Source organism: Sphingobium sp. FG11, from assembly GCF_057809915.1.
The window spans coordinates 215,016-236,992 of sequence record NZ_JBMDKW010000004.1 but is presented as its reverse complement, the minus strand read 5'-3'; the positions used below and the strand labels follow the sequence as shown (position 1 = coordinate 236,992).

Annotated in this window: 19 protein-coding genes; 8 read left to right on the top strand and 11 right to left on the bottom strand. The window is 65.9% G+C overall.

Features of this window, described 5'->3' with window-relative positions:
* Together ACODSN_RS05540 and ACODSN_RS05535 are read right to left on the bottom strand one after the other, a co-directional pair.
* On the bottom strand, positions 1-1,191 hold the full coding sequence (locus ACODSN_RS05540) for an efflux RND transporter periplasmic adaptor subunit (RefSeq protein WP_489053734.1): 1,191 nt from the start codon (positions 1,189-1,191) through the stop codon (positions 1-3).
* Positions 1,192-1,322: 131 nt separating this feature from the next.
* A complete protein-coding gene (locus tag ACODSN_RS05535; RefSeq protein ID WP_489053732.1) occupies positions 1,323-2,540 on the bottom strand; it encodes a diguanylate cyclase domain-containing protein in 1,218 nt (405 codons plus the stop codon).
* Positions 2,541-2,663: 123 nt separating this feature from the next.
* Here ACODSN_RS05535 and ACODSN_RS05530 point away from each other — a divergent pair, with 123 nt between their 5' ends.
* The 3 genes from ACODSN_RS05530 (at position 2,664) to ACODSN_RS05520 (ending at position 5,803) form a co-directional block, all read left to right on the top strand.
* Positions 2,664-3,623 carry an MBL fold metallo-hydrolase gene (locus ACODSN_RS05530; RefSeq protein ID WP_489053731.1) on the top strand — a complete coding sequence of 320 codons (960 nt, stop codon included), beginning with the start codon at positions 2,664-2,666 and terminating at the stop codon, positions 3,621-3,623.
* 126 nt (positions 3,624-3,749) lie between these two features.
* Positions 3,750-4,436, top strand: a complete 687-nt coding sequence (locus ACODSN_RS05525; protein ID WP_489053729.1) for a winged helix-turn-helix domain-containing protein — start codon at positions 3,750-3,752, stop codon at positions 4,434-4,436.
* A complete protein-coding gene (locus ACODSN_RS05520) occupies positions 4,436-5,803 on the top strand; it encodes a sensor histidine kinase (protein WP_489053727.1) in 1,368 nt (455 codons plus the stop codon). Before ACODSN_RS05525 ends, ACODSN_RS05520 begins: the two co-directional genes overlap by 1 nt.
* On the opposite strand, the gene ACODSN_RS05515 is transcribed toward ACODSN_RS05520, so the two are convergent.
* Positions 5,800-9,105 carry a trifunctional glycoside hydrolase family 18/polysaccharide deacetylase/glycosyltransferase family 2 protein gene (locus ACODSN_RS05515; protein ID WP_489053725.1) on the bottom strand — a complete coding sequence of 1,102 codons (3,306 nt, stop codon included), beginning with the start codon at positions 9,103-9,105 and terminating at the stop codon, positions 5,800-5,802. The genes ACODSN_RS05520 and ACODSN_RS05515 overlap by 4 nt on opposite strands.
* A 167-nt stretch (positions 9,106-9,272) precedes the next feature.
* Positions 9,273-10,370, bottom strand: coding sequence for a glycosyltransferase family 4 protein (locus ACODSN_RS05510; RefSeq protein WP_489053724.1), 1,098 nt, complete (start codon positions 10,368-10,370; stop codon positions 9,273-9,275).
* Positions 10,371-10,447: 77 nt separating this feature from the next.
* Here ACODSN_RS05510 and nhaA point away from each other — a divergent pair, with 77 nt between their 5' ends.
* Together nhaA and ACODSN_RS05500 are read left to right on the top strand one after the other, a co-directional pair.
* A complete protein-coding gene (gene nhaA / locus ACODSN_RS05505) occupies positions 10,448-11,629 on the top strand; it encodes a Na+/H+ antiporter NhaA (RefSeq protein ID WP_489053723.1) in 1,182 nt (393 codons plus the stop codon).
* 59 nt (positions 11,630-11,688) lie between these two features.
* The gene (locus ACODSN_RS05500) at positions 11,689-12,249 is read left to right on the top strand and encodes a DUF4337 domain-containing protein (RefSeq protein ID WP_489053721.1); all 561 of its coding nucleotides are present in this window, start codon (positions 11,689-11,691) and stop codon (positions 12,247-12,249) included.
* Between the two features lie 65 nt (positions 12,250-12,314).
* Here the strand turns inward: ACODSN_RS05500 and fdhD are convergent, their stop codons facing one another.
* The 4 genes from fdhD to ACODSN_RS05480 are packed head-to-tail and all read right to left on the bottom strand — an operon-like array spanning position 12,315 to position 15,218.
* The gene (gene fdhD, locus ACODSN_RS05495; protein WP_489053720.1) at positions 12,315-13,106 is read right to left on the bottom strand and encodes a formate dehydrogenase accessory sulfurtransferase FdhD; all 792 of its coding nucleotides are present in this window, start codon (positions 13,104-13,106) and stop codon (positions 12,315-12,317) included.
* Between the two features lie 4 nt (positions 13,107-13,110).
* Positions 13,111-13,269 (bottom strand): hypothetical protein, encoded by a 159-nt coding sequence (locus ACODSN_RS05490; protein WP_489053719.1) that lies wholly within the window; start codon positions 13,267-13,269, stop codon positions 13,111-13,113.
* 16 nt (positions 13,270-13,285) lie between these two features.
* On the bottom strand, positions 13,286-13,996 hold the full coding sequence (locus ACODSN_RS05485) for a hypothetical protein (protein WP_489053718.1): 711 nt from the start codon (positions 13,994-13,996) through the stop codon (positions 13,286-13,288).
* A 4-nt stretch (positions 13,997-14,000) separates the two neighbouring features.
* Complete coding sequence (locus ACODSN_RS05480; protein ID WP_489053717.1) at positions 14,001-15,218, bottom strand: toxic anion resistance protein; 1,218 nt, start codon at positions 15,216-15,218, stop codon at positions 14,001-14,003.
* 236 nt (positions 15,219-15,454) lie between these two features.
* On the opposite strand from ACODSN_RS05480, the gene typA reads away from it, so the two are divergent.
* From typA to ACODSN_RS05465, 3 genes are all read left to right on the top strand, one after another.
* Positions 15,455-17,290, top strand: a complete 1,836-nt coding sequence (typA, locus tag ACODSN_RS05475; protein ID WP_489053716.1) for a translational GTPase TypA — start codon at positions 15,455-15,457, stop codon at positions 17,288-17,290.
* An 80-nt stretch (positions 17,291-17,370) separates the two neighbouring features.
* Entirely contained in the window at positions 17,371-17,526 is a 156-nt protein-coding gene (locus ACODSN_RS05470) for a hypothetical protein (RefSeq protein ID WP_489053715.1), read from the top strand.
* Positions 17,527-17,613: 87 nt separating this feature from the next.
* Entirely contained in the window at positions 17,614-18,672 is a 1,059-nt protein-coding gene (locus ACODSN_RS05465; RefSeq protein WP_489053714.1) for a DUF1176 domain-containing protein, read from the top strand.
* A 131-nt stretch (positions 18,673-18,803) separates the two neighbouring features.
* On the opposite strand, the gene egtD is transcribed toward ACODSN_RS05465, so the two are convergent.
* The 3 genes from egtD to ACODSN_RS05450 are packed head-to-tail and all read right to left on the bottom strand — an operon-like array spanning position 18,804 to position 21,966.
* A complete protein-coding gene (gene egtD / locus ACODSN_RS05460) occupies positions 18,804-19,763 on the bottom strand; it encodes an L-histidine N(alpha)-methyltransferase (RefSeq protein ID WP_489053713.1) in 960 nt (319 codons plus the stop codon).
* Between the two features lie 2 nt (positions 19,764-19,765).
* Positions 19,766-21,034, bottom strand: a complete 1,269-nt coding sequence (gene egtB, locus ACODSN_RS05455; protein ID WP_489053711.1) for an ergothioneine biosynthesis protein EgtB — start codon at positions 21,032-21,034, stop codon at positions 19,766-19,768.
* A 59-nt stretch (positions 21,035-21,093) separates the two neighbouring features.
* Positions 21,094-21,966: a GGDEF domain-containing protein gene (locus ACODSN_RS05450; protein ID WP_489053710.1), complete on the bottom strand. Its 873-nt coding sequence runs from the start codon at positions 21,964-21,966 to the stop codon at positions 21,094-21,096.
* Positions 21,967-21,977: the final 11 nt, after the last annotated feature.

Below are 21,977 nucleotides of genomic sequence, written 5' to 3'. Positions count from 1 at the left end.
TCAGCGATTCCGCTCGTTCGCGCCGTGCTTTCCTCGATTGCCCATATTGCCCGGCAGGCGGACGTGGGACTTGTCATCCAGCCCATCCGCTCCTTCCGTCACGACGGTTTCCCCCGGCCTGATGCCGGACAGGATGACGATGTTGCCGTCCGTCTGCGGCCCCGTTTTAACAGGGCGCAGCCTGACCGTCCGGTCAGGCTGGAGGATGAAGGCGAAATCTCCGTGCGGGCCGTGCCGTACCGCGCTTATGGGCACGATGACGGCGTGGCGGAGCGTATCGGTCGCGAAGGAGACATTGACGAACTGATTGGGGAACAGGGCGTCGTCTTGATTGGCAAAGCGCGCCTTTGCCCGGACCGTGCCCGTCGAAAGATCCACCACATTATCGAGCGTCAGGAAATTCCCCTGCGCGATGATCCGCTGGCCGCTCTGGTCGCGCGCTGCGACGGCCATGGCCGTCCTGCCCTTTATCTCCAATATGTCATCCTGCGGCAGGGTGAAGGCGACGTCGATCGGCCGGGTCACGGTGATGACAGCGATGCCATTGGCGTCGCTGGGCGTGACATAGTTGCCAAGATCGGCCTGACGCAGGCCGATCCGGCCGGAAACAGGCGCGGTGATCGCGCTATATTGCAGGTTCAGCCGCGCCGTGCCGATGGCTGCCCGGTCCACCGCCACCGTTCCTTCGAGCTGTTTCACCTGCGCGCTCTGGCTGTCCACCTGCTGATGCGCGATGCTATCCTGCGAAAGCAGGGTCTGGTAGCGATGGAGATCGACGCGCGCTGCGGCAAGCTGCGCCGTATCGCGCGCGAGACCCGCCTCGGCCTGCTCCAGCGCCAGTTGATAGGGGCGGGGATCGATGTTGGCGATCAACTGGCCCTTCCGCACCATCTGACCTTCGGTGAAATGGATGCCGAACAAGACCCCTGCTTCCTGGGTGTGGACCGTGGCGCTGGTGACGGGCTGAACCGTGCCGATCGCGGTCACTGTCACCGGCACATCGGCCTGTCCGGCGCGGGCAACGCCGACCGTGGCCGGAGGACGGTCGTTTGCTGCGGCGCGGGTCCCCGGATGGGCCTTCGTCAGCATCCATGCCGCGAGGATCATGACGCTAACCAGCCCCACCATGATCCATGCGTTGCGCCGCGACAGTCGCATCGATTTCTGTGGCTCTATTGGTTCGGAACCCATGTTCCATAATCTCCCGCGACACATTTCTCAGGCGCTGAGAAAGGGGTTTCACGGAAACATGCCCGGCGTAGCTGACGTCATCCTGACATGCGGGCGATAAATGTATTAACGCGGTGTTCGATCCCGGCTGCTCAGGCGACGGCGCGCCCTACGTCGCTGTAATCCTCCGCCACGCAGAACTGCGCCTGCGCCTTGCCCCTGGCCTTCGAACGATAGAGCGCCGCGTCGGCGCAAGCGATCAGGCGCTCCATGTCAATCCCGAATTCCGGGGCCAGGGCGATGCCCACGCTGACGCTGATGCGCATTTCGGCGCCATCGATCACATAGGGTTCGCTCAGCTGGCGGATGACGCGGCGGGCAAGCAATCCGGCCTGATCCTGATGCTGCACATCGGCCTGGATCAGAAGAAATTCGTCGCCGCCCAGCCGGGACACGACATCGCTGGATCGTACGGTCGAACTCAGCCTTTGGGCGACTTCCAGCAACAGCCTGTCGCCGGTCGGGTGCCCGTAACGATCGTTGATCGCCTTGAAACCATCCAGATCGAGATAATGGATGGCCAGCTGGCTGGCGGACTGCTGCGAGGATCGTAGGCCTGACTGAAAGGATTCCCGCAACATCAGGCGATTGGGCAGGCCGGTCAGCGGATCGAAGCGGGCGAGCTTGGCCAGATCATGCTTGGTGGTCAGATGGTCCACCGCCGCGCTGTAGAGATGCCTGACGGAACCCAGGCTCATGGCGACTACCGCGAGCAGCAGCAGCGCCTCGAAAATGAAGAATTCGGCGTGGAACGGCTGATCGGTTTCGGTCGCGGCATGGACCAGCATCGCGACAGCGGTCGGGAAGACGGCGAGGGCGAGGCTGATCACGCACAGCTTGGGTCGCCCCGCATTGCGGGAAACGATGCCCGCGCCGAAGGTGAACACCAGACTGATCGTGCTGATATGAACGAGGGGTTCATGCGCCATCAGCGCGCGGATGTTGAGGCACGCCAGCAACAGTGCGAAGATATAGGTCAGGCTGGCGTAGCGCCATTCCCACCGTTTGAGGTCCGCAATCGGCTGCGCCGCACCGCCCGCCCGATGATAGGAGGAGATCACAGCGGCGCGTAAGGCGGTGACCGCTATGGCGATAAAGGTCAGCACCGCGATCGCTTCGTCGTGCCATTTCAGGTAGATGAGAGCGCCGACCACCCCGTAGAGCAGGCCAAAACCGACGATCACCAGCCGCATGGTGAAAAGCGTCGAGAGAAGATCGCGATACACCGCGTCGGGCAGTCCGGCTTCGGACCGCCTTCTGAACGCGCTCAACATGGATTGCGGCCCGCTTTTTTCGCTGCGTCTGTCCATGACCCATCTTCCACGAAGAATCTTAACGCAATCCTATCGGCGCGCTGGATGGAGAATGTGCGATTGCGATTGCGTGGAGGCACGACGTTAAGGCATGCTGACGCCATAAACAGGGAGGTTGGCATGCCAGAACCGACGGCCATGAATCAGGATGCCGCCCTGGCGGTCGCGGCCACCGCGATCCGCGCCGCGATCGCCTGCCCCGCCGACCGCCCCGTCATCCGCAGCTTTTTCGATGAAGCGAGCTTCACCGCCAGCTATGTCGTGCATGATCCGCGCACGCACAAGGCGGCGATCATCGATTCGGTGCTGGACTTCGATGCCGCGTCGGGCCGCACGGCGCATCATTCCGCCGACGCCATCATCGCCTATGTCGAGGCCGAAGGATTGTCGATCGCCTGGCTGCTGGAAACCCATGCCCATGCCGATCATCTGTCGGCCGCGCCCTATCTTCAGGAGCGATTGGGCGGCCGGCTGGCGATCGGGCGCGCGATCACGACCGTTCAGCAGGTTTTTGGCAGGATATTCGATCAGGCGGCGGATTTCGCCACAGATATTGATCGTGACGGCGCCTATTTCGATCGCCTGTTCGACGATGGCGACCGCTTCGACATCGGCGATATCGCGGTGACGGTTCTCCATGTGCCGGGCCACACGCCAGCCGACGTCGCCTATGTCGTCGGCGACGCGCTGTTTTGTGGCGATACGCTGTTCATGCCGGACTATGGCACCGCGCGCGCCGATTTCCCCGGCGGCGATGCGCGCCAGCTTCATCGCTCGATCCGGCGGCTGCTGTCCCTGCCGCGCGTGACCCGGCTGTTCCTGTGCCACGATTATAAGGCGCCGGGACGCGACTCTTTCGCCTGGGAAACGACGATCGGCGGCCAGCGCGACGCCAATGTGCATGTCCATGACGGCATCGACGAGGACGGCTTCGTCGCCATGCGCACCGCCCGCGACGCGACGCTCGGCATGCCCAAGCTGATCCTGCCGTCCATTCAGGTCAATATACGCGGCGGACGCCTGCCCGAACCGGCGGGCAACGGCACCCGCTACCTCAAAATCCCGCTCAACCTGTTTTGAAAGGGGATGAGGGCTGGTGCCGCCTTCTGATATGCGCCCTTTCGCGCATTTCCAGACAAGCCCCTAAACCAGTATGGTCTCACGGGACTGGCGCGTTATAGGTCCTTGTGAACGAGGGCGGGGCTGATGGCGCATAAATTGCTGGTGATCGAAGATGATGAGGCGATGGCCGCCTATATCGTCAAGGGGCTGACCGAAGAGGGCTATACCGTCGATCGTGCGGCGGATGGTCGCGACGGCCTTTTCCTGGCCAGCGACGGCAGCTACGACGCGATCATATTGGACCGGATGTTGCCGGTGATGGAGGGCACGGCCGTGCTCGCCGCGCTGCGCGCCGCTCAGGTCGGGACGCCGGTCATCATCCTGTCGGCGCTCGGTTCGCCGGAGGACCGGGTGACGGGCCTTCATACCGGGGCGGACGACTATCTCGTCAAACCCTTCGCCTTCGCCGAACTGCTCGCGCGGGTCCGGCTGCTGCTGCGCAAGGGCAATGCCGGCGCGCAGGTCGTGACGAAGCTGGTCTGCGCCGACCTCGAAATGGACCTGCTGTCGCGCAAGGTTCGGCGCGCCGAAAAGATCGTCGAGCTTCAGCCGCGCGAATTCCGGCTACTTGAATATTTTCTGCGCCATGTCGATCAGGTGGTGACGCGCACGATGCTGCTCGAAGGCGTGTGGGATTATCATTTCGATCCGGGCACCAACGTCATCGACGTCCATGTCAGCCGCCTGCGCCGCAAGCTGGACGATGGCTTTCCCGCGCCCCTGCTGCACACGATCCGGGGCGCCGGTTATCGGTTCGGGACGGCGGACTGATGTTCGCGCGCCTGCGCCGGTTCGCCCGTTCCACCACTGCCCGTTTCGTCCTGCTCGCCTTTCTGTTTCAGGCGCCGGTGACGGGCGGGCTGCTGATCTTCGTACAGCAGACGAGCGAGCGCGCGCTGCTGGGCGAGGAAAAGGCGCTGGTCGCCGAATTGCGCGACGAATTGCGGGTCGCTTTTCGGGACGGCGGGGCGGAGGGGCTGAGCCTGCTCGTGCGCCAGCGGCTCGGGTCAGGGCATAGCGGCACGGCGGTGATCCTGCTGGTGGATCGCGCCGGGCGCAGGGTGGCGGGCAATATCGAGGGGTGGCCGCAGGACGTGCCGGCGAATGCGGACTGGAAAACCATCGACCTGCGCCGGATCGGCAGTGAACGGATCGAGCATATGGGCGTGGCCGCCACCACGCTGCCCGATAGCGCGCGCCTGCTGACCGGGCATGTGATCGACGCCAGCATCACGCTCGCGCGGGTCAATCGCGATGCGGTGATCGTCGCGCTCGGGCTGGGTGTCGTGCTGAGCCTCGCCTGCGCCCTGTTTCTGGGACAGCTTCTGTCGCACCGGATCAAGCATATCGTGGCGACATCGGTGGCGGTCGGCGATGGCGAGTTCACCCATCGCGTGGCCGTGGATGGCAGCGGCGACGCCTTCGATGCGCTGGGGCAGGCGATCAACGCGATGCTGGAACGGATCGAGGCGCTGGTGTCGCAATTGCGGCTGATGACCGATGGCCTCGCCCATGATCTGCGGTCGCCGGTGACTCGGCTCAAATCCGTGCTGGAGCGGGCGATCCTCGACGTGCGCGATCCGGTGGCCATCGCCGCGCTCGACCGGGTCGCGGACGAAGCGGAGACGTTGTTGTCGATGTTGTCGGTCGCCTTGCAGATCGCGCGCGCTGACGCCGGGATCGGCCGCGCCCATTTCGCCGATGCCGATGTGCGGCGGCTGATGGTCGATCTGGCCGAAGTCTATGGGCCGCTGGTTGAGGATGACGGGTTTGAAATCAGCCTGACCGCGCCGGAGGGGCTGGTGATGCCCTTGCATCGCGAACTGATGAGCCAGGCGATCGGCAATCTCATCGAAAACGCGCTGAAATACGCCGTCGGCGGCCGCCGGATCATCCTGGCCGTCGAGCCGGGTCACGACCGGATCGATTTCAGCGTCAGCGACGACGGGCCGGGCATTCCCGCCGAGCGCCGCGCCGATGCCTTGCGCCGCTTCGGTCGGCTCGATCCCGCGCGGCAGGCGCCCGGATCGGGCCTTGGCCTGACGCTGGCGGGCGCGGTGGCGCGGCTGCACGGCGGAACGATCGCGCTGGAGGATGCAGCGCCGGGCCTGCGCGTCCGCCTTTCGCTACCGCGCTAGACCGGCGCGTTCTCGGCGTCGACGCGGCCGCTACGCTCCAGCTTGCCCCAGCCCACCACCCAGCCGCCGATCGCCGAAGCGATGGCGCGGATCACGACCCAGTACATGATCTGCCGGTAGACCAGCCGCTGCGCCACCAGCAGATGCGCGGGATAGGGCACGCGCCGGGCGTCCAGCCGATAGGCGACCCAGCCGCACAGGACATCGATCGCGGTAAAGGCCAGCCAATACAGCCCCATCTGCCCGACATCGCCGCGCGTCTGCGCCCAGCCATGCTGGACCACCCGCAAAATGGTGCCGACGATCGACAGGATCAGCGCCAGATCGATCAGCGGCGATATCGCGGCGAAGAAGATCTGGAACGCCCAGGCTTGCGGCAGGCCGATCAGGGCGAGGCCCGCCGGTTCGCGCTTGCGCGTCACGGCGCGATGTTTCCACAGGCATTGCAGCGTGCCGAACGCCCAGCGATAGCGCTGCTTGGCGAGCGCGCGGAAGCTTTCGGGCGCTTCGGTCCAGGCCACCGCCATCGGATCATAAGTCACGCGCCAGCCCGCGCGCTGGATCGCGATCGTCAGGTCCTGATCCTCCGCCAGCGTATTTTCGGGATAGCCGCCCACGCCGTCGAGCGCCGCGCGACGCCATGCGCCGACCGCGCCCGGCACCACGGTCATGGCGTCGAACCCGGCCAGCGCGCGCCGCTCCAGATTTTGCGCGGTGATATATTCGACCGCCTGCCAGCGGGTGACGAGGTTGACGCGATTGCCCACACGCGCGTCGCCAGCGACCGCCCCGATTTGCGGGTCGGCGAACCAGCGGGCGAGGCGACCGATGGTTAGCGGCTCGAACTGGGTATCGGCGTCCAGCGCGATCACCACCTCGCCATCGGCCATCCGCAACGCGCGGTTGAGCGCGGCCGCCTTGCCGCCATTCTCCAGCGTCAGCAAGGTCACGCGCGGCTCGTCGGCGAATGCCTCCGCAACGATGGCGCTCGTCGCATCTTTCGATCCGTCATCGACGACGATGATATGCAGGCCGGGATAGTCGCTGGCGAGCACGCGGCGCACGGCGGTCTCGATCACCCGCTCCTCATTATAGGCGGGGATGATGACCGACACGGTCGGCTGAAACACCGGCGGGGCGGGGCGCTTGCGCCAGGACTGCACCGTCGCCAGCCCCGTCATCAGCAGCGCCCGGCCGATGCCCAGCGTGATCGCGACATAGAATATCCACGCCAGCGTCGCCGATGCGGCGGCGAGAATGACGAATATCGCCACATCGGTCCGCACGGCGAGCAGGTCGCTCGAATCCACCGCAGGCATGGCGGCGGCCTGCGACAGACCCACGAGGCGCGAGGCGGGGACGAATTTATATCCTTCCGCCTGAAGCGTGGCGATGATCCGCGGCAGGGCGGCCACCGTCTGCGCCCGGTCGCCGCCGCCATCATGGAGCAGGACGACATTGGCGGATCGCTCGGGCGATCCTTCATGGACCTGGTCGATCACCTCGCGCACGATCGCATCGACGCCCGGCCGCTGCCAGTCGTTCGGATCGACATGCAGCCCGACGACCGTATAGCCCGCCCGCTGTGCCTCCAGCGCCGGCTCCAGTTCGTCGGCCGTGGTCGGTTCGGCGTCGCCGAAATAGGGCGCGCGGAACAGCCGCATGGCGCGGCCGGTATAGGCTTCCACCATCCGCTGCGTGGCGTTCAGTTCCAGCCGCGTCTCCGCCGGGGAGGCCGAGGCGAGATTGGGATGGGTATAGGTGTGATTGCCGATCTCGCCCCCATCGGCGATGATCCGGTTGAGCAGTTGCGGATGTTCCAGCGCATTTTCGCCGATGACGAAGAAGGTGCCGGGAACATGATAATGTTCGAGAACCGACAGGATTTTGGGCGTCCACGTTCCGTCCGGCCCATCGTCGAACGTCAGCGCGAGCGTCTTGGGCAGCGCGCCCGCCCGCTGGACGACATAGGGCGTGGGCAAGGTGCGATAGCGCTCATCGCGGATGATCCCTTGCGCGTCGAAACGCGGTTCGCGCCAGCCCGCCGTCGGTGTCGCGGTGATCCGCAATATCTCGCCCGATCCTTCGACATCGGTGGTGAGCAGCGCATGCAGCGCCCGGATGTCGGGTCGTCCGCCGGCGCGATAGGCGGCGAGGTCGGTCCACAGGCCAGGGTCTTCGCTGCCCAGCCGCCAGACGGCGACATCGTCGATGCCCAGCCGCCTGAGCGCGAGCAGCTGGTTCCAGCTCGCCGCCGCATCCAGCAGCCAGAGCTGGTGGTGATGTCCGCCATCGTCATAGCCAAAACCGGCATTGCCGCTGGCCGGATCGAACATGATTTGCGCGTCGCTGTCATGCGCCGCCATCCACCCGTCCTCGACCGATAGCGCGTCTGCCTCGCCATCGTGCCAGTCATAGGCATAGCTGCCGATCGCCACGATCAGCCGGTCGCGGCCGACCGCGTGCAAGGCCGCGCCGACTTCGCGCAGGAACCAGTCCTGCGCCGCGATCGGTCCCGCATCGCCGCCCTGCCAGTGCTGGTCATAGGCCATCAGCATGACCCGGTCGGCCACCTTGCCGAGCGCCGCGAGCGGCCAGTCCCGATCGTCCGCCGGGGCTGTGACCGCCAATATAGTCCCAGCCGGCATGGCGCGGTGAAGCTGTGCCAGGAAATGCAGATAATCGCGCATCGCGTTCGATGGCAGCGCCTCGAAATCCATGACGAGGCCCGCCTGACGGGCGCTCGCGACCTGCGTCGAAAGCTGCCTGACGAGCGCGGCGCGCGCGGACGGATTATGCAGCATGGCTGCGGTGTTCGCGCCGTCCCACTCTGTCTCGGTCAGGTTCTGGACCATCGGCAATATTCTGGGCGGATGCTTCATCGCCGCGATCATGTGATCGAAGTCATCATCCTTATCGATGGTGACGGCATGGCGTGGACCGCGAACGTCGATCGTCGCCGGCACCACCCAGTCGAGCGCCTTCACATGGCGGCGCAGCGACGCGAGGCTGGCCACATTATGCGGCAGGTAGAAACCGATGCTCAGCGGACTATGCGGGTCCTTTCCGCCGTGCAGGGGCAGCCAACTCGTCAGGCCGTGCCGCCCGCCGCGCGTGGCGACGAACTTTGTCGCATGTGGCTGCGGCAGCGGCAAGGCGAGGTCCCGGCCGCGCGGCACCGCGACCAGCGTCGTAGCAAAGGCGATCGCCGCCAGGATCAGCAGCGACAGCAGCCCGGCGACCAGCCGCCGCGCCCAGGTTCCGCGCCGGCCGCTGGGATCGTAAAAAATAGGCTTCGCCATGATTCAGCCCCGTTCCCGCAATGTGTCGACGCGTGGACGCGGAGGAAGAATGTTGCGCATGGCGGCTGGCCCCTGATCGGTCATGATATGCCGTGCTGTTAGGCGCGGGCATGTGAGCCGAGACTGATCGCCGGATTAATATTTGGTCATGCGCACGGCAGCAGCGTTCAGCCGCGCGTCGTCGCGATCCGTTCCATGATCGCCGCGCCGGTCGCTTCGAACCGGGCTTGCGAAAACCGATCCAGCATATCAGCCCGCGCGGCCGCGCCCATACGGTGCAGCCGGTGCGGCGCGCTCAGCATCAGCGCCAGCCGGTCCGCCAGCGCCGTCGGGTCGCCGGGGGGCACGACATGGCCGGTCTCCCCATCCCTGATCGACCATGGCATTTCGCCCACCGCCGATCCCAGCACGGGAAGCCCGGCGGTCAGCGCTTCATGGGCGGCGATGCAGAATCCTTCGGATCGCGACGGCTGGGCATAGAGATGCAGCCCGGCCAGGAAGGCGCGCGGGTCGTCCGCATAGCCGGTCAGCCGCACCGATTCGATGCGCTCCGCCCGCGCCAGGGCGGCCAGTCGCTCCCGCTCCGCGCCTTCGCCCGCGATCAGCACTTCGAGCGGGGCGGACGGGGTGAAGCCGCCATCGCGCAACCGGGCGAGCGCCGCGATCAGCATATCATAGCCCTTGACCGGATGGAGCCGCCCGAGACTTCCCAGCCGAATCGGCTGCCCCGCCTGCCATCGCGACGCCTGCGGCATCAGCGGATCGGCCGCGAAAATCGGCCAGCAGGTCAGGCGATCGGCCGGGATGCCCAGCCGCTCCGCGCTCAGTTCCGTCACCGACCGGGAATCACCGACCCACAGCAGCGCGCGCGACTGAAGCAGGCGCATCAGCCGCCGGTTCCACGGTTTGAGAAAAGCGGCATGTTGCCAGCTGATAACCGGCAGACCCAGCATCGGCCCGACCAGCAGCCCAAGGATCGTCGCACGTGATAGCGACGTCCAGATATGAGTCGCGCCCCAGGACCGCAATTGCCCCGCCAGCCATCGCGCGGCGGCGACATGATCGCCCGATCCGCCCTCCCGAACGGCGGGGTCGAGGCCAGCCGCCGCCATCGCCGGCAGCGCCCGGCCATCGCGCCGGGTGAGGGCGAACACCCGCACCTGCGCGCCTTGTCGTTGCAGCACGGCGGCGATGGCGGGCACGGGCAGCGCTGCCCCGCCGCCCTCGACCGAATTGATGACATAAGCGATGCGTGGGCCGGTCATGCAGGCGGTATCACCAGTGTTTCGTCGCGAATGCAATGGCTGGCTGCGCCGCGCGACCGCCGCTACAAAGCCCGCTTATGCCCCTCAACGCTGTCCCGTTTCGTCCCTTCTCCCTCACGCGGGCCTTTTTCGCGCATGAGGCGGCCGGCGGCGTCACGCTGATCGTGGCGGCGCTGGCGGCGATGGCGATCGCCAACTCGCCGCTCGCGCCGCTCTATTTCACCGCATTGCATGGCAGACTGGGCGGCCTCACCCTGCTGCACTGGATCAATGACGGCCTGATGGCGCTGTTCTTCCTGCTGGTGGGGCTGGAGATCAAGCGCGAGGTGTTGGGCGGGCAACTGGCGCGCTGGTCCGACCGCCTGCTGCCGGGGGGCGCTGCCCTCGCCGGGGTTGTGCTGCCTGCGCTTATCTATGTCGCCCTCAACCGCGATTCGACCGAGGGCCTGCGCGGTTGGGCTATTCCCGCCGCGACCGACATCGCCTTTGCGCTCGGGGTGCTGGCGCTGCTCGGTCCGCGCGTGCCGGTCTCGCTCAGGATATTCCTCACGGCGGTCGCGATCATCGACGATCTTGTCGCGGTGCTCATCATCGCTTTTTTCTACACCGACGGGCTGAACCTGCCAGCGCTCGCCGGTGCGGGCGGGACCCTCGCGGTCCTGATCCTGCTCAACCGCAGGGGCGTGACGGCGCTGTGGCCCTATCTGCTCGTCGGCCTCATCCTGTGGGGCCTTGTTCTCCAGTCGGGCATCCATGCGACGCTGGCAGGGGTCGCGCTTGCGATGACGGTGCCGTGCGGAGCAAGGACGCCCGACGTTGGTGCCGCGCCGCTCGTGCGGCTCGAACATGGGCTGCATCCATGGGTCGTCTATGGCATCGTGCCGCTTTTCGGCTTCGCCAATGCGGGCGTGTCGCTGGCGGGATTCGGCCTGCGCGACCTCCTCGATCCGTTGCCGCTCGGGGTCGCGCTGGGCCTGCTTGCCGGCAAGCAGATCGGCATTTTCGGCGCGGTCTGGCTGCTGGTGCGTTTCGGCTGGGCGCAGCGGCCGCGTGACGCGGGCTGGGGCCAGATTTACGGTGTCGCCCTGTTGTGCGGGATCGGCTTTACGATGAGCCTGTTCATCGGCGGTCTGGCGTTCGGCGAAGGATCGCATCTCAACGATGCGGCGAAACTGGGCATATTGTCGGGGTCGGTGGCTTCGGCGCTGCTCGGCTTCCTGACGCTGCGGCTGATCCCCGCGCGCATGGATAAAAAGTAACTGGCGCGCACCGGAGGCCAGTCGGTATTGGGCTTTTCGCAAGGACGGAAGGCGACCCGATGGAAATCGAACTGAGCGCGGAGGCGAAGGACAGGCGGCTCAATCGCCTCGTCGCGGTCACGGTGGTCCTGCTCTCCGTTTTCATGGCGGTGTGCAACATCAAGGACGGCAATATCGTCCAGGCGATGCAGCAGGCGCAATCGAGCGCGGTGGACCGCTGGGGCGAATATCAGGCGACGAAGACAAAGGCGCATATCGTCCGCACCGCCCAGTTCGAACTGGCGGCGGCGGGGACGCCGGGCAATCCGGCGGCCGTGGCGGCGCAGCGCGCCTTCGCGCAGGAAAGCGCGCATTATGCGGCGGAAGCACCGCTGCTCGCCCGGCAGGCGCAGGATTTCAGCCGCCAATATGATGCGCTGAACGTGCATGACGACCAGTTCGACGCCAGCGAGGCGCTGGTTTCCACCGCCGTGTCCCTCTCAGCCGTCGCCGCCCTGACCGAAGCGTTTCTCCCGCTCGCCTTCGCCTGGGCGATCGGGGCGATGGGCGTGGGGATGGGCCTGTGCGGCTTCACCGCAAGCACGTTCGATCCAACCGCGCTCAGCCATTTTCTGGGATAGAGTCTGTTTGGAATGCGCAAAAGAGCGCATTCCGAGGATGCGCCAAAAGCGCATTTTCAAACTTTTCACGATTTGGCGGGAACGATGAAGGCGTCCTTCCGCGCCAATGCGAACAGGCGCAGTCCCGCCGCCTCCGCGCGCGCCAGCGCCAGGCTGGTCGGCGCGGACAGGGTGACGAGCAGGGGGCAGTTGGCGAGCGCCGCTTTCTCGACCAGCTCATAGGAACAGCGTGACGACAGCAGCGCGAAGCCGCCATCCCAGTCCATCCCCGCACGCCGCATCGCGCCGATCAGCTTGTCGAACGCATTGTGGCGGCCGACATCCTCGCGCACCAGCAGCGGCTGTCCGTCGGCGGAACATAAGGCCGCAGCATGCATCGCGCCCGTGCGATCATGGCCGGGCTGCGCATCCGCCAGCAGGTCGAGCGCCCGAAAGATCGCGTCCCGATCCGCGCGCGTCACGCCGCTCACCACGGGCAGGGGCCGCATCGCCTGTTCCAGATTTTCGATGCCGCACAGACCGCAGGAGGAGTCCGACACGCGATGGCGCACGCGCGTCAACAGCCGCTCGCTGCGCTCTTCCACCAGCTGCGCCCGGATCAGCAAGCCATGGCCGCTGTCATGGACATCATGACCGATAATATCCTGTGGCGCGTCGATCAGCCGTTCCGCCAGCGCGAAGCCGGTCAGCAGGTCGCCCAGATCGCCGGGGCTGGCCATCAGCACGGCATAACCGACGCCGTTAAACTCCAGCGCGACCGGCGTTTCCACCGCCACGGCACGCATGACCGCCTGCGACGCGCCGTCCGCCGTCATGCGGTCGAAGCGCATCGCGATATCGGTGACGGGCGGCTCCATGCGATCAGCCGCCGCGTCGCCGCCAGCGGCGAAACAGCGTGACCCCCAGCACCCCGCCGCCGATCACCGCCGCGATCGCGCCGCCCGCCGATGCGAGCGCCCACGCCCCGGCCACCAGCAGCCCGGTCAGGAAATCGACGATGATGAGGGTGAGGTGGATCATGGCGGAAGGACGGGCGCTATTGCCCCAGTTCCTTCGCCTCCTGATATTTCAGTTCGAGGAAGCGGTTTTGCACCGCCAGCTTGTCGAGGTCGCCGCTCGCCAGTTGCTCGCTCATCCGCTCGATTTCCGCGTCGATCACTTGCAGCCCCTCGACCAGTTGCGCGTCAGGCACCCGGCCATTGCGTTCCTCGCGCCGCAGGGGGACGGGGATCGATTGATATCCGGTCACCAGTTCGGGCAGATGATCGGCCAAAAGCTTGCGGATTTCCAGCGCCGCCGGTTCCTGCGGGTTCAGCCGTTCGAGTTGCGGGACCAATGTCTCAAGCCGCACCCCGATACTGTCGACCAGCGTGACCGCGGGGGCGGGCAGGGCCTTGCGCTGATTCTCCAGCCATATCTCGGTTTGCAGCGGCAGCGCGGTCAGCGCGCTATCTGCCAGCGCCTCCGTGCGTACTCGGCGTTCGGTGGGCAGCAGCGCGATCAGCAGCACCGCCGCGATCATCGCCGCCAGCACGATCATCACACCGCTGGTGCCGAGCGGGATCACGAAACCCGCCACGGCGCTCGCGATCAGGACCGCGACGATCGCCCCTACCGCCAGCTTGACCTTGCGCACCAGCCCCGCGTTGCGCCGTTGCCGCGCCCGCATGGACAGGCTGCGTCCGCGCTCGCCATGGCGGCGCAGCACCGCTTCGGCATCGGCCAGCACGCGGTCGGACCGGCTCATCACGTCACCCCTCGATCGCGCTCAGCAACGGATGGTCGATGCGCGCCTCGCTCGCGGCCTGCGCCTGTCCCTGCGCGCGGGCAATATAGCCTTTCGACTTTTCGACTTCGTTCGACAGGCTGTTGACGGTCGTTTTCATATTCTCCAGCGCCTTGAGCTTGAAGGCGTCGATATTGTCCATCGTGTCGTAGATATTCTGGAAAGCGCGCTGCAACGTCTCGATGGGGATCGTGGATGAGGCCGCCTGCTCATGAATCGCCGCAGTCTGACTCTTGAGCAGTTCGCCGGTCGAATCGATCATGTTCGCGGTCGTCGTGTTGAGCGCGCTGATCTGTTCCAGCACCAGCCTCTGTCCGGCCAGCGCCTGCGCCACCGTCACCGCCGTCCGCAGCGCCGCGACCGTCGTCGTGCTGGCACGATCGACGCCCTTGACCAGCTCGACATTATTCTTCTTGACCAGATCGAGCGCGAGATAGCCCTGCACCGTCACCGCCATCTGGGTCAGCAGGTCCTGCGTGCGCTGGCGGATATAGAAAAGCGCGCTCTCGCGGATCGCCTTGGCCTTGGCCGGATCGGTCGCGTCCAGCGCCATCGCTTTTGCTTCCAGCCCGGCGTCCATCGTCTTGCTGATATGGATCATCTGTTCGAGGCGACCCATGGTGGCCCACATATTCTGCCGCTCGACATCGATCGCGGCATTATCCTTGACCAGCACGTCTTTGCCGCTCGCCAGACTGCCAAGGATCGCGTTGATATGGCTTTGCGCGCTTTTGTAGCTGTCGAAATAGTCGCGCATTTTATTGCCGAACGGGATGAGGCCGAACAGCTTCTTGGGCGCGGTCAGGCTGCCGCGCCTGCCGGGGTCGAGATCCTCGACCGTGCGGCGCAGTTCGGCGAGGTCGGCGCCGACCTTGTTGTCGCTGTCCATCGCCCGCACCGGCCGGTCGAGGAAGCGGTTGCTGTGCCCGGCCGCCTCCGCGATTTCCTTGCGGCCCATATTGGTCAACTGATCGACCCGCGCGCCGAAGGCTGGCGAATTGGCGTCCTGCGCGACCAGATCGTCGATGAACGCATCGACCTTCTCGTCCAGCTTCGATTTCCTCTCATCGTCGATCGGCACCAGCCCCGCCGCCTTCTCGGGCGCGACCGCCGGCACCGGATCGGGCGGCGTGAGGGTGAAAGCGTCGGCGGTGGCGGTCGTCGTGGGGGGGCTGGAAGCCATATCATCTCCCGTTCGGGTTCGGCCGGACTGTCATATGCATATAGGACAGCCGGTCCACAAGCTCCAGCCCGATATTGGCGGGCCGCCCGCGCATTGCAATCGGGCCTGACGCGCAGACTTTGCCCTGGTGATCCGCGTAAGCCTTGCCGCATCGCGTCATTTCCTGTAGGGGCGCGCCCGAAGCCTCTGCGTGGCCTTACGGTCGGCCAGGGGAGCCCATATCCCAAAGGCAAATTATGTCCCTGCGTAATATCGCGATCATCGCGCATGTCGATCACGGCAAGACCACCCTCGTCGATCAGCTTTTCCGCCAGTCCGGCACCTTCCGCGACAATCAGCGCGTCGAAGAGCGGGCGATGGACAGCAACGACCTCGAAAAAGAGCGCGGCATCACGATTCTGGCGAAGCCGACCTCGGTCGAGTGGGCGCCTCCGGGCGGTGGCGAGCCGGTCCGCATCAACATCGTCGATACGCCGGGCCACGCCGACTTCGGCGGCGAAGTCGAGCGCATCCTCTCGATGGTCGACGGCGTCGTGCTGCTGGTCGACTCGTCGGAAGGCGCGATGCCGCAGACCAAGTTCGTGACCGGCAAGGCGCTGGCGCTGGGCCTGCGCCCCATCGTTGTCGTCAACAAGGTCGATCGCCCCGACGAGCGCATTCAGGAAGTGCTGGACGAGGTGTTCGACCTGTTCGTGTCGCTCGACGCGACCGACGAACAGCTCGATTTCCCGGTCCTCTATGCGTCGGGCCGCAACGGCTACGCCAATGACGACCCGTCGCTGCGCGCCGGGACGCTGACGCCGCTGTTCCAGAAGATCGTCGATCATGTGCCGCCCCCGGCGCTGGACGTCGATGCGCCCTTCACCTTCCTCGTCACCCTGCTCGACCGCGACAATTTCCTCGGCCGCGTGCTGACCGGCCGCGTGACCTCGGGCAAGGTCCGCGCCAACCAGGCGATCCATGCGCTCGATATGGACGGCAAGGTGCTGGAAACCGGCCGCGCGTCGAAGATCATGGCGTTCCGGGGGCTCGACCGCGTGCCTGTGGATGAAGCGCAGGCGGGCGACATCATCTCGCTCGCCGGTCTCGCCGTCGCGACCGTGGCGAACACCATTGCCGACACCAGCGTGACCGAGCCGATCCAGGCCCAGCCGATCGATCCGCCGACGCTGTCGATGCGCTTTGCCGTCAATGATTCGCCGATGGCGGGTCGCGAAGGCAGCAAGGTGACGAGCCGCATGATCCGCGACCGTCTGGAGCGCGAAGCCGAATCCAACGTCGCGATCAAGGTGACGGAGAGCGAGGACAAGGACAGTTTCGAAGTCGCCGGGCGCGGCGAACTTCAGCTTGGCGTCCTTATCGAAACGATGCGCCGCGAAGGGTTCGAACTGTCGATCAGCCGCCCTCGTGTGCTGTTTGGCGAAGATGAGGCTGGCAACAGGACCGAGCCTTATGAAACCGTCATGATCGACGTCGACGATGAATTTTCCAGCACGGTCGTCGACAAGATGAACCAGCGCAAGGCGGAAATGACCGACATGCGCCCCTCGGGCGGCAACAAGACCCGCATCACCTTCTCCGCGCCCTCGCGCGGCCTGATCGGCTATCATGGCGAATTCCTGTCCGACACGCGCGGCACCGGGATCATGAACCGGCTGTTCGAGAAATATGGCCCGCACAAGGGCAAGATCGAAGGCCGCAAGAATGGCGTCCTCATCTCCAACGGCGCTGGCGAGGCCAATGCCTATGCGCTCGGCCCGCTCGAAGAGCGCGGCGTGCTGATGGTCGGCGTCGGCGAAGTCCTGTATGAAGGCATGATCATCGGCGAAAATGCCAAGACCGACGATCTCGAAGTCAATCCGATGAAGTCCAAGGCGCTGACCAACTTCCGCGCCAGCGGCAAGGATGACGCCGTGCGCCTGACCCCGCCATGGAAGATGACGCTGGAGCAGGCGATCGCCTATATCGACGATGACGAACTGGTCGAAGTGACGCCCAAGACCATTCGTCTGCGCAAGCGCTATCTCGATCCCAATGAGCGCAAGCGCATGAGCCGCGCCAAGGCGGCCTGATCGGGCTTCGATCCGTGATACAGGGGCCGGCGCCGCGATGCGCTGGCCCTTTTTCTTTGTGGCCCCTATGGGAGACACCTATGGCCGACCTCTATCTCAAGGCGCTGGAATCCGAGCGGCGCAGCCTGTGGGCGGAATGCCGGCTCAAGGGGCTGCCCAAGGATTCGCCGCAACGCCAGCGCATCGTCGAACTGGACGGACTGCTGACCGCGCACAAGGCGAAGAAGGGGACGTAAGGCAGGCCCGCCGCCGCCCTTATCTGTCGTTACGCCTGCATAATGGAAGCTCTACCGCTGCCGTGAAAAAGCGGCTATGGTTAACCGATGGGGGCGAGGACATATTTCGCGGCCGCGCTGGCGGTCCTGCTGCTGGCGCGTGTCGCGAGCGCGGAGCCATTGGGGCAAGCGCCAAAGCCGGGCGCGCTCGAAACCTATCGGGACTGGACGGTGGGCTGCGACAATCGCAACCGATGTGAGGCGGTCTCGCTTCTCCCCGAAGGCGGCGAGTGGCCCGATGCGCCGGTCATGCTGGGCATATCCCGCGCCGCCGGGGTGGATGCCGGGGCGGAAGTCCGCATCAGCCGCAATGGTAGCGGGCGCGCCGATCTTGCCCTGTTCATCGACGGCCGCAAGATCGCGAGCGCATCGGCGAGAAACGGCGACGCAACCATCGCCGGACCGCAGGCAGCCGCCGTCGCCATCGCCATGGCGCGCGGCGGCGTCATGGAAATCCGTGCCGGGCAAAAGCTGATTGGCCGGCCTTCGCTGGCGGGATCGGCCGCCGCGCTGCGCTATATGGACGCGCGGCAGGGGCGGGCTGGCACCATCACCGCCCTCATCGCGACCGGCGCGCTGGGGACGACCGCCGTGCGCCCCGCGCCAGCGCCCTCAATCGTCAAGCGGGCCGTCATTCCCGCAACGCCCCTCCCGGCGGCGCTCTGGCGTGAGGAACTGACCGCGCTCGGCAAGTTCACCGGCTGCACCGACGAGATGAAGGACGCGCAGCCGCCCGCACAATATCGCCTGTCGAGGGCGGAGACGCTTATCCTGGTCCCCTGCGGCGCGGGGGCCTATAATTTCACTTCGGTCCCGGTGATCGCCACGGGCATAGCCGGCCGCCGCAGCTGGCGCTTCGCCACGTTCGACTATCAGCCCGGCTGGAGCGAGGACCCGCAGCATCCTATGCTGGTCAATGCGGGCTTCACGCCGGACAAGTCGCGGCTCGAAAGCTTTGCGAAGGGGCGCGGCATCGGCGATTGCGGCGGCAGCGAAGCCTATGTCTGGGACGGCGCGCGCTTCCGGCTGGTCGAGGCAACCGCGATGGGTGAATGCCGCGGCGCATGGCGCTGGATCACCACCTGGTCGGCGCAGGTCATCGAATAGATTTTAGCGTCTGTTTGGAAATGCGCCTTGTGGCGCATCCGCACCGGCCCTTCAAACGAGTCACGTGCCTCGTTTGAAGGGCCGGTGCGGCAACAGAAATGCGCTCTTTCCGCGCATTTCGGGACAGACTCTTACGCCGCCTCCGCCAAAATCAGCGAGAACAGGCCTTCCTCGTCCGTCCATTCGCGCACCGGCTCCCACTGGCCCGATCGCAACAGCAAGCGGCTGTCGCGCGGCCCATATTTATGGCTGCTCTCGGTATGAATAGTCTCGCCCGCCGCCATGGCAAAGTCCTGACCCGCCACACGAAACGCGACGGCCTGCGTCGCTTCCAGATGCATCTCGATCCGCGCCTTGTCATCGTTCCACACCGCCCGATGGACGAAGGCGTCGACCGGAATGTCGCCGCCCAGCTCGCGATTGATCCGCACCAGCAGATTGCGGTTGAAGGCGGCGGTGATCCCCGCCGCGTCGTCATAGGCAGCGACCAGTCTCTCGCGCGGCTTCACCCTGTCCATACCGATCAACAGCATCGCCCCGTCGCCCAGCAGGCGGCGCATCGCCCGCAGCAGGTCTACCGCCGCATCCGGCTCCATATTGCCGATGGTCGAACCGGGGAAAAAGCCGAGCCGCGCCATGCCCTCAATCGCGGGGGGCAGGGTCAATGCGCGATTGAAATCGCCCACCACCGGCAGCACCGGCAGGCCGGGGAAGGCGATGGACAGCGTCGCGCTGCTCGCCATCAGATACTCGTCGCTAATGTCGATCGGCACATAAGCGGCGGGATCGATCGCGCGCAGCAGATGCGGCGTCTTGCGGGCGCTGCCCGCGCCGAATTCCACGACCGCCCGGTCCCGTCCGGCGGCTGCGGCGAAATCGGCGCCATGCCGCGCGAGCAGCGCGGTCTCGGTGCGGGTCGGGTAATATTCGGGCAGTTGCGTGATCGCCTCGAACAATTCCGAACCATGCCGGTCGTATAGCCAGACCGGCGGCGTCGCCTTCTGCCGCCGAGACAGGCCCGCAACTATGTCATGGCGGAAGGCGGGATCCGCCGATGGCGTGGCCAGTGCGCAGTCCTGTGTCATCAGCATCGTCACAAATCCTTGGCCAGCCGCAGCCCGGTGAACTGCCAGCGCTGATGGGGGTAGAAAAAGTTGCGGTAGCTGGGTCGCATATGGCCGCGCGGGGTGGCGCAACTGCCGCCCTTCAGCACGAACTGCCCGGCCATGAACTTGCCATTATATTCGCCGACCGCGCCCTGCGCCGGTTGAAAGCCGGGATGGGGGCGATAGGCGCTGCCGGTCCATTCCCACACATCGCCGAACATCTGCGTCAGCGTGTCCGCCTGTTCGGCTGCGCGCGGTCGCGGGCATGACGCGCCGTCGAGCTGAACGCCGCCCACGGGCGAGATATTCTGCGCCGCGCTTTCCCATTCCGCTTCCGTCGGCAGGCGCGCGCCCGCCCAACTGGCATAGGCGTCTGCTTCATACAGGCTGATATGGGTCACGGGCGCGGCGGGGTTCACCGGCTGGCGACCATCCAGCCCGAACCGGCTCCAGCCCTTCTCCTCCCGCCGCCAGTAGAGCGGCGCGTCGATATCCTCCGCCTGCACCCAGCTCCAGCCCTCCGACAGCCAGTGCGCTGCTTCGCGATAGCCGCCATCCTCCATGAAGGCGATCCACTCGCCGTTCGTGACCGGCCGATGGGCCAGCGCATGCGGACGCAGCCACACTTTGTGGCGCGGCCCCTCGCAATCGAACGCGAACTCGCCTTTGCCCTCATCGCCGATCTCGACCAGCCCTTCGCGCCCCTCGATCCAGTGCAACGCTCCGGGCGCTGGCGCCGGCATTTCCGCCGGCGCGGCGAACAGCGCCGGCTCCAGCGGGTTGAGCGAAAACAGATGCAGCAGGTCGGTCAGCAGCAATTCCTGATGCTGCTGCTCATGATGCAGGCCCAGCGTCACCAGCGCCCGCGTCGCCTCGTCGAAGGACGGCATGGCCCGCTGCATCGCCCGGTCGACATGGGCGCGATAGGCGATGATGTCGTTGAGCGACGGCCGCGTCAGCATCCCGCGCCGCGATCGCGGTTGCCGCGCGCCCTCGGCCTCATAATAGCTGTTGAACAGATAGGCGAAGCGGGGATCGAACGCCTGATACTCCGCGACATGATCGCGCAGCACGAACGTCTCGAAAAACCAGCTGATATGGGCGAGATGCCATTTGGCGGGCGACGCATCCGCCATCGACTGCACGGTTGCGTCGGCATCGGAAAGGGGCGCGGCCAGCGCTTCGCTCAGACCCCGTATGTCCTGATAGCGTGTCGCCAGATCATCCTGCCGCGCGACGGTTCGGCTCTTGGCCATAGGTCCCCCTTCGATACGGTTGCGCCGCTCTCGTCGGGGAGAATCGCTTGGACCGTGATTTAGGTTCCCACGGATCGGCGATATGGCGCAATCGGCGCGCCGTTTCCGGCACGCCGCACCTGATCGCGACCGGCCCCCTTCGCCTCATACAGCGCTTCATCGGCCAGGCGTAGCGCATCATCGACAGGGCCGCCGCTCCAGCGCACGACGCCCGCCGAAAAGGTGACGAGGCGTCCGCCCGCCGCCTCGTTTGGCTGCCCCCGCATGCGGCCCGCGATGCGGGCGAGCGACCAGCACGCCTCATCCTCTATGCAATCTTCGAAGAAGATCGCGAATTCCTCGCCGCCCCATCGCGCGACCATGTCGATGCGCCGGACCTGCGCGGAAAGCCGTGACGCGAAATCCACCAGCAGGCGATCGCCCGCATCATGGCCGAGCTGATCGTTGACCTGCTTGAAATGATCGATGTCGACGATCGCCAGGCTCCCCTTGCGCCGCGCCTCGGGCAGCGCGTCGAGATGCGCCAGGAAACCGCGCCGGTTGGCGATGCCGGTCAGCTGGTCCTCATGCGCGGCAGCGCGCAGGCCGTCGATCTGTGTCCGGGTGGCGCGGGCGGCATGATGGACGCCGGCATACAGGCTGTGGATGACATCGCCCACATCGGGCAGCGCCGGCGCCTGATCGGGATGCAGCGTTTCGGCGAGCGTCTGGATCGGCCGCAGCAGCGCGCCGATCCCCAGCAACGCCAACGCCGTTCCCCCCACCGTGGCGAGCGTCAGCAGGATGAATTCGGCGAGCGCGATCCGGCCGGTCGCCATGCCCCAGGCGATGTAGATCAACAATGGCAGGTGCGTGGAAACAAAACACAGCGCGAACAGCCGCATGCGCAGGCTGCGCGGAAAGAGGAAGGATGTCAGGAGATAAAATTGCATACGCGGTCCCG

What these genes read in the sequence shown, in the direction of transcription:
- ACODSN_RS05540 (WP_489053734.1), bottom strand. Translation starts at nt 1,191, where the DNA reads ATGGGTTCCGAACCAATAGAGCCACAGAAATCGATGCGACTGTCGCGG.
- ACODSN_RS05535 (WP_489053732.1), bottom strand. Translation starts at nt 2,540, where the DNA reads ATGGACAGACGCAGCGAAAAAAGCGGGCCGCAATCCATGTTGAGCGCG.
- ACODSN_RS05530 (WP_489053731.1), top strand. Translation starts at nt 2,664, where the DNA reads ATGCCAGAACCGACGGCCATGAATCAGGATGCCGCCCTGGCGGTCGCG.
- ACODSN_RS05525 (WP_489053729.1), top strand. Translation starts at nt 3,750, where the DNA reads ATGGCGCATAAATTGCTGGTGATCGAAGATGATGAGGCGATGGCCGCC.
- ACODSN_RS05520 (WP_489053727.1), top strand. Translation starts at nt 4,436, where the DNA reads ATGTTCGCGCGCCTGCGCCGGTTCGCCCGTTCCACCACTGCCCGTTTC.
- ACODSN_RS05515 (WP_489053725.1), bottom strand. Translation starts at nt 9,105, where the DNA reads ATGGCGAAGCCTATTTTTTACGATCCCAGCGGCCGGCGCGGAACCTGG.
- ACODSN_RS05510 (WP_489053724.1), bottom strand. Translation starts at nt 10,370, where the DNA reads ATGACCGGCCCACGCATCGCTTATGTCATCAATTCGGTCGAGGGCGGC.
- nhaA (WP_489053723.1), top strand. Translation starts at nt 10,448, where the DNA reads ATGCCCCTCAACGCTGTCCCGTTTCGTCCCTTCTCCCTCACGCGGGCC.
- ACODSN_RS05500 (WP_489053721.1), top strand. Translation starts at nt 11,689, where the DNA reads ATGGAAATCGAACTGAGCGCGGAGGCGAAGGACAGGCGGCTCAATCGC.
- fdhD (WP_489053720.1), bottom strand. Translation starts at nt 13,106, where the DNA reads ATGGAGCCGCCCGTCACCGATATCGCGATGCGCTTCGACCGCATGACG.
- ACODSN_RS05490 (WP_489053719.1), bottom strand. Translation starts at nt 13,269, where the DNA reads ATGATCCACCTCACCCTCATCATCGTCGATTTCCTGACCGGGCTGCTG.
- ACODSN_RS05485 (WP_489053718.1), bottom strand. Translation starts at nt 13,996, where the DNA reads ATGAGCCGGTCCGACCGCGTGCTGGCCGATGCCGAAGCGGTGCTGCGC.
- ACODSN_RS05480 (WP_489053717.1), bottom strand. Translation starts at nt 15,218, where the DNA reads ATGGCTTCCAGCCCCCCCACGACGACCGCCACCGCCGACGCTTTCACC.
- typA (WP_489053716.1), top strand. Translation starts at nt 15,455, where the DNA reads ATGTCCCTGCGTAATATCGCGATCATCGCGCATGTCGATCACGGCAAG.
- ACODSN_RS05470 (WP_489053715.1), top strand. Translation starts at nt 17,371, where the DNA reads ATGGCCGACCTCTATCTCAAGGCGCTGGAATCCGAGCGGCGCAGCCTG.
- ACODSN_RS05465 (WP_489053714.1), top strand. Translation starts at nt 17,614, where the DNA reads ATGGGGGCGAGGACATATTTCGCGGCCGCGCTGGCGGTCCTGCTGCTG.
- egtD (WP_489053713.1), bottom strand. Translation starts at nt 19,763, where the DNA reads ATGCTGATGACACAGGACTGCGCACTGGCCACGCCATCGGCGGATCCC.
- egtB (WP_489053711.1), bottom strand. Translation starts at nt 21,034, where the DNA reads ATGGCCAAGAGCCGAACCGTCGCGCGGCAGGATGATCTGGCGACACGC.
- ACODSN_RS05450 (WP_489053710.1), bottom strand. Translation starts at nt 21,966, where the DNA reads ATGCAATTTTATCTCCTGACATCCTTCCTCTTTCCGCGCAGCCTGCGC.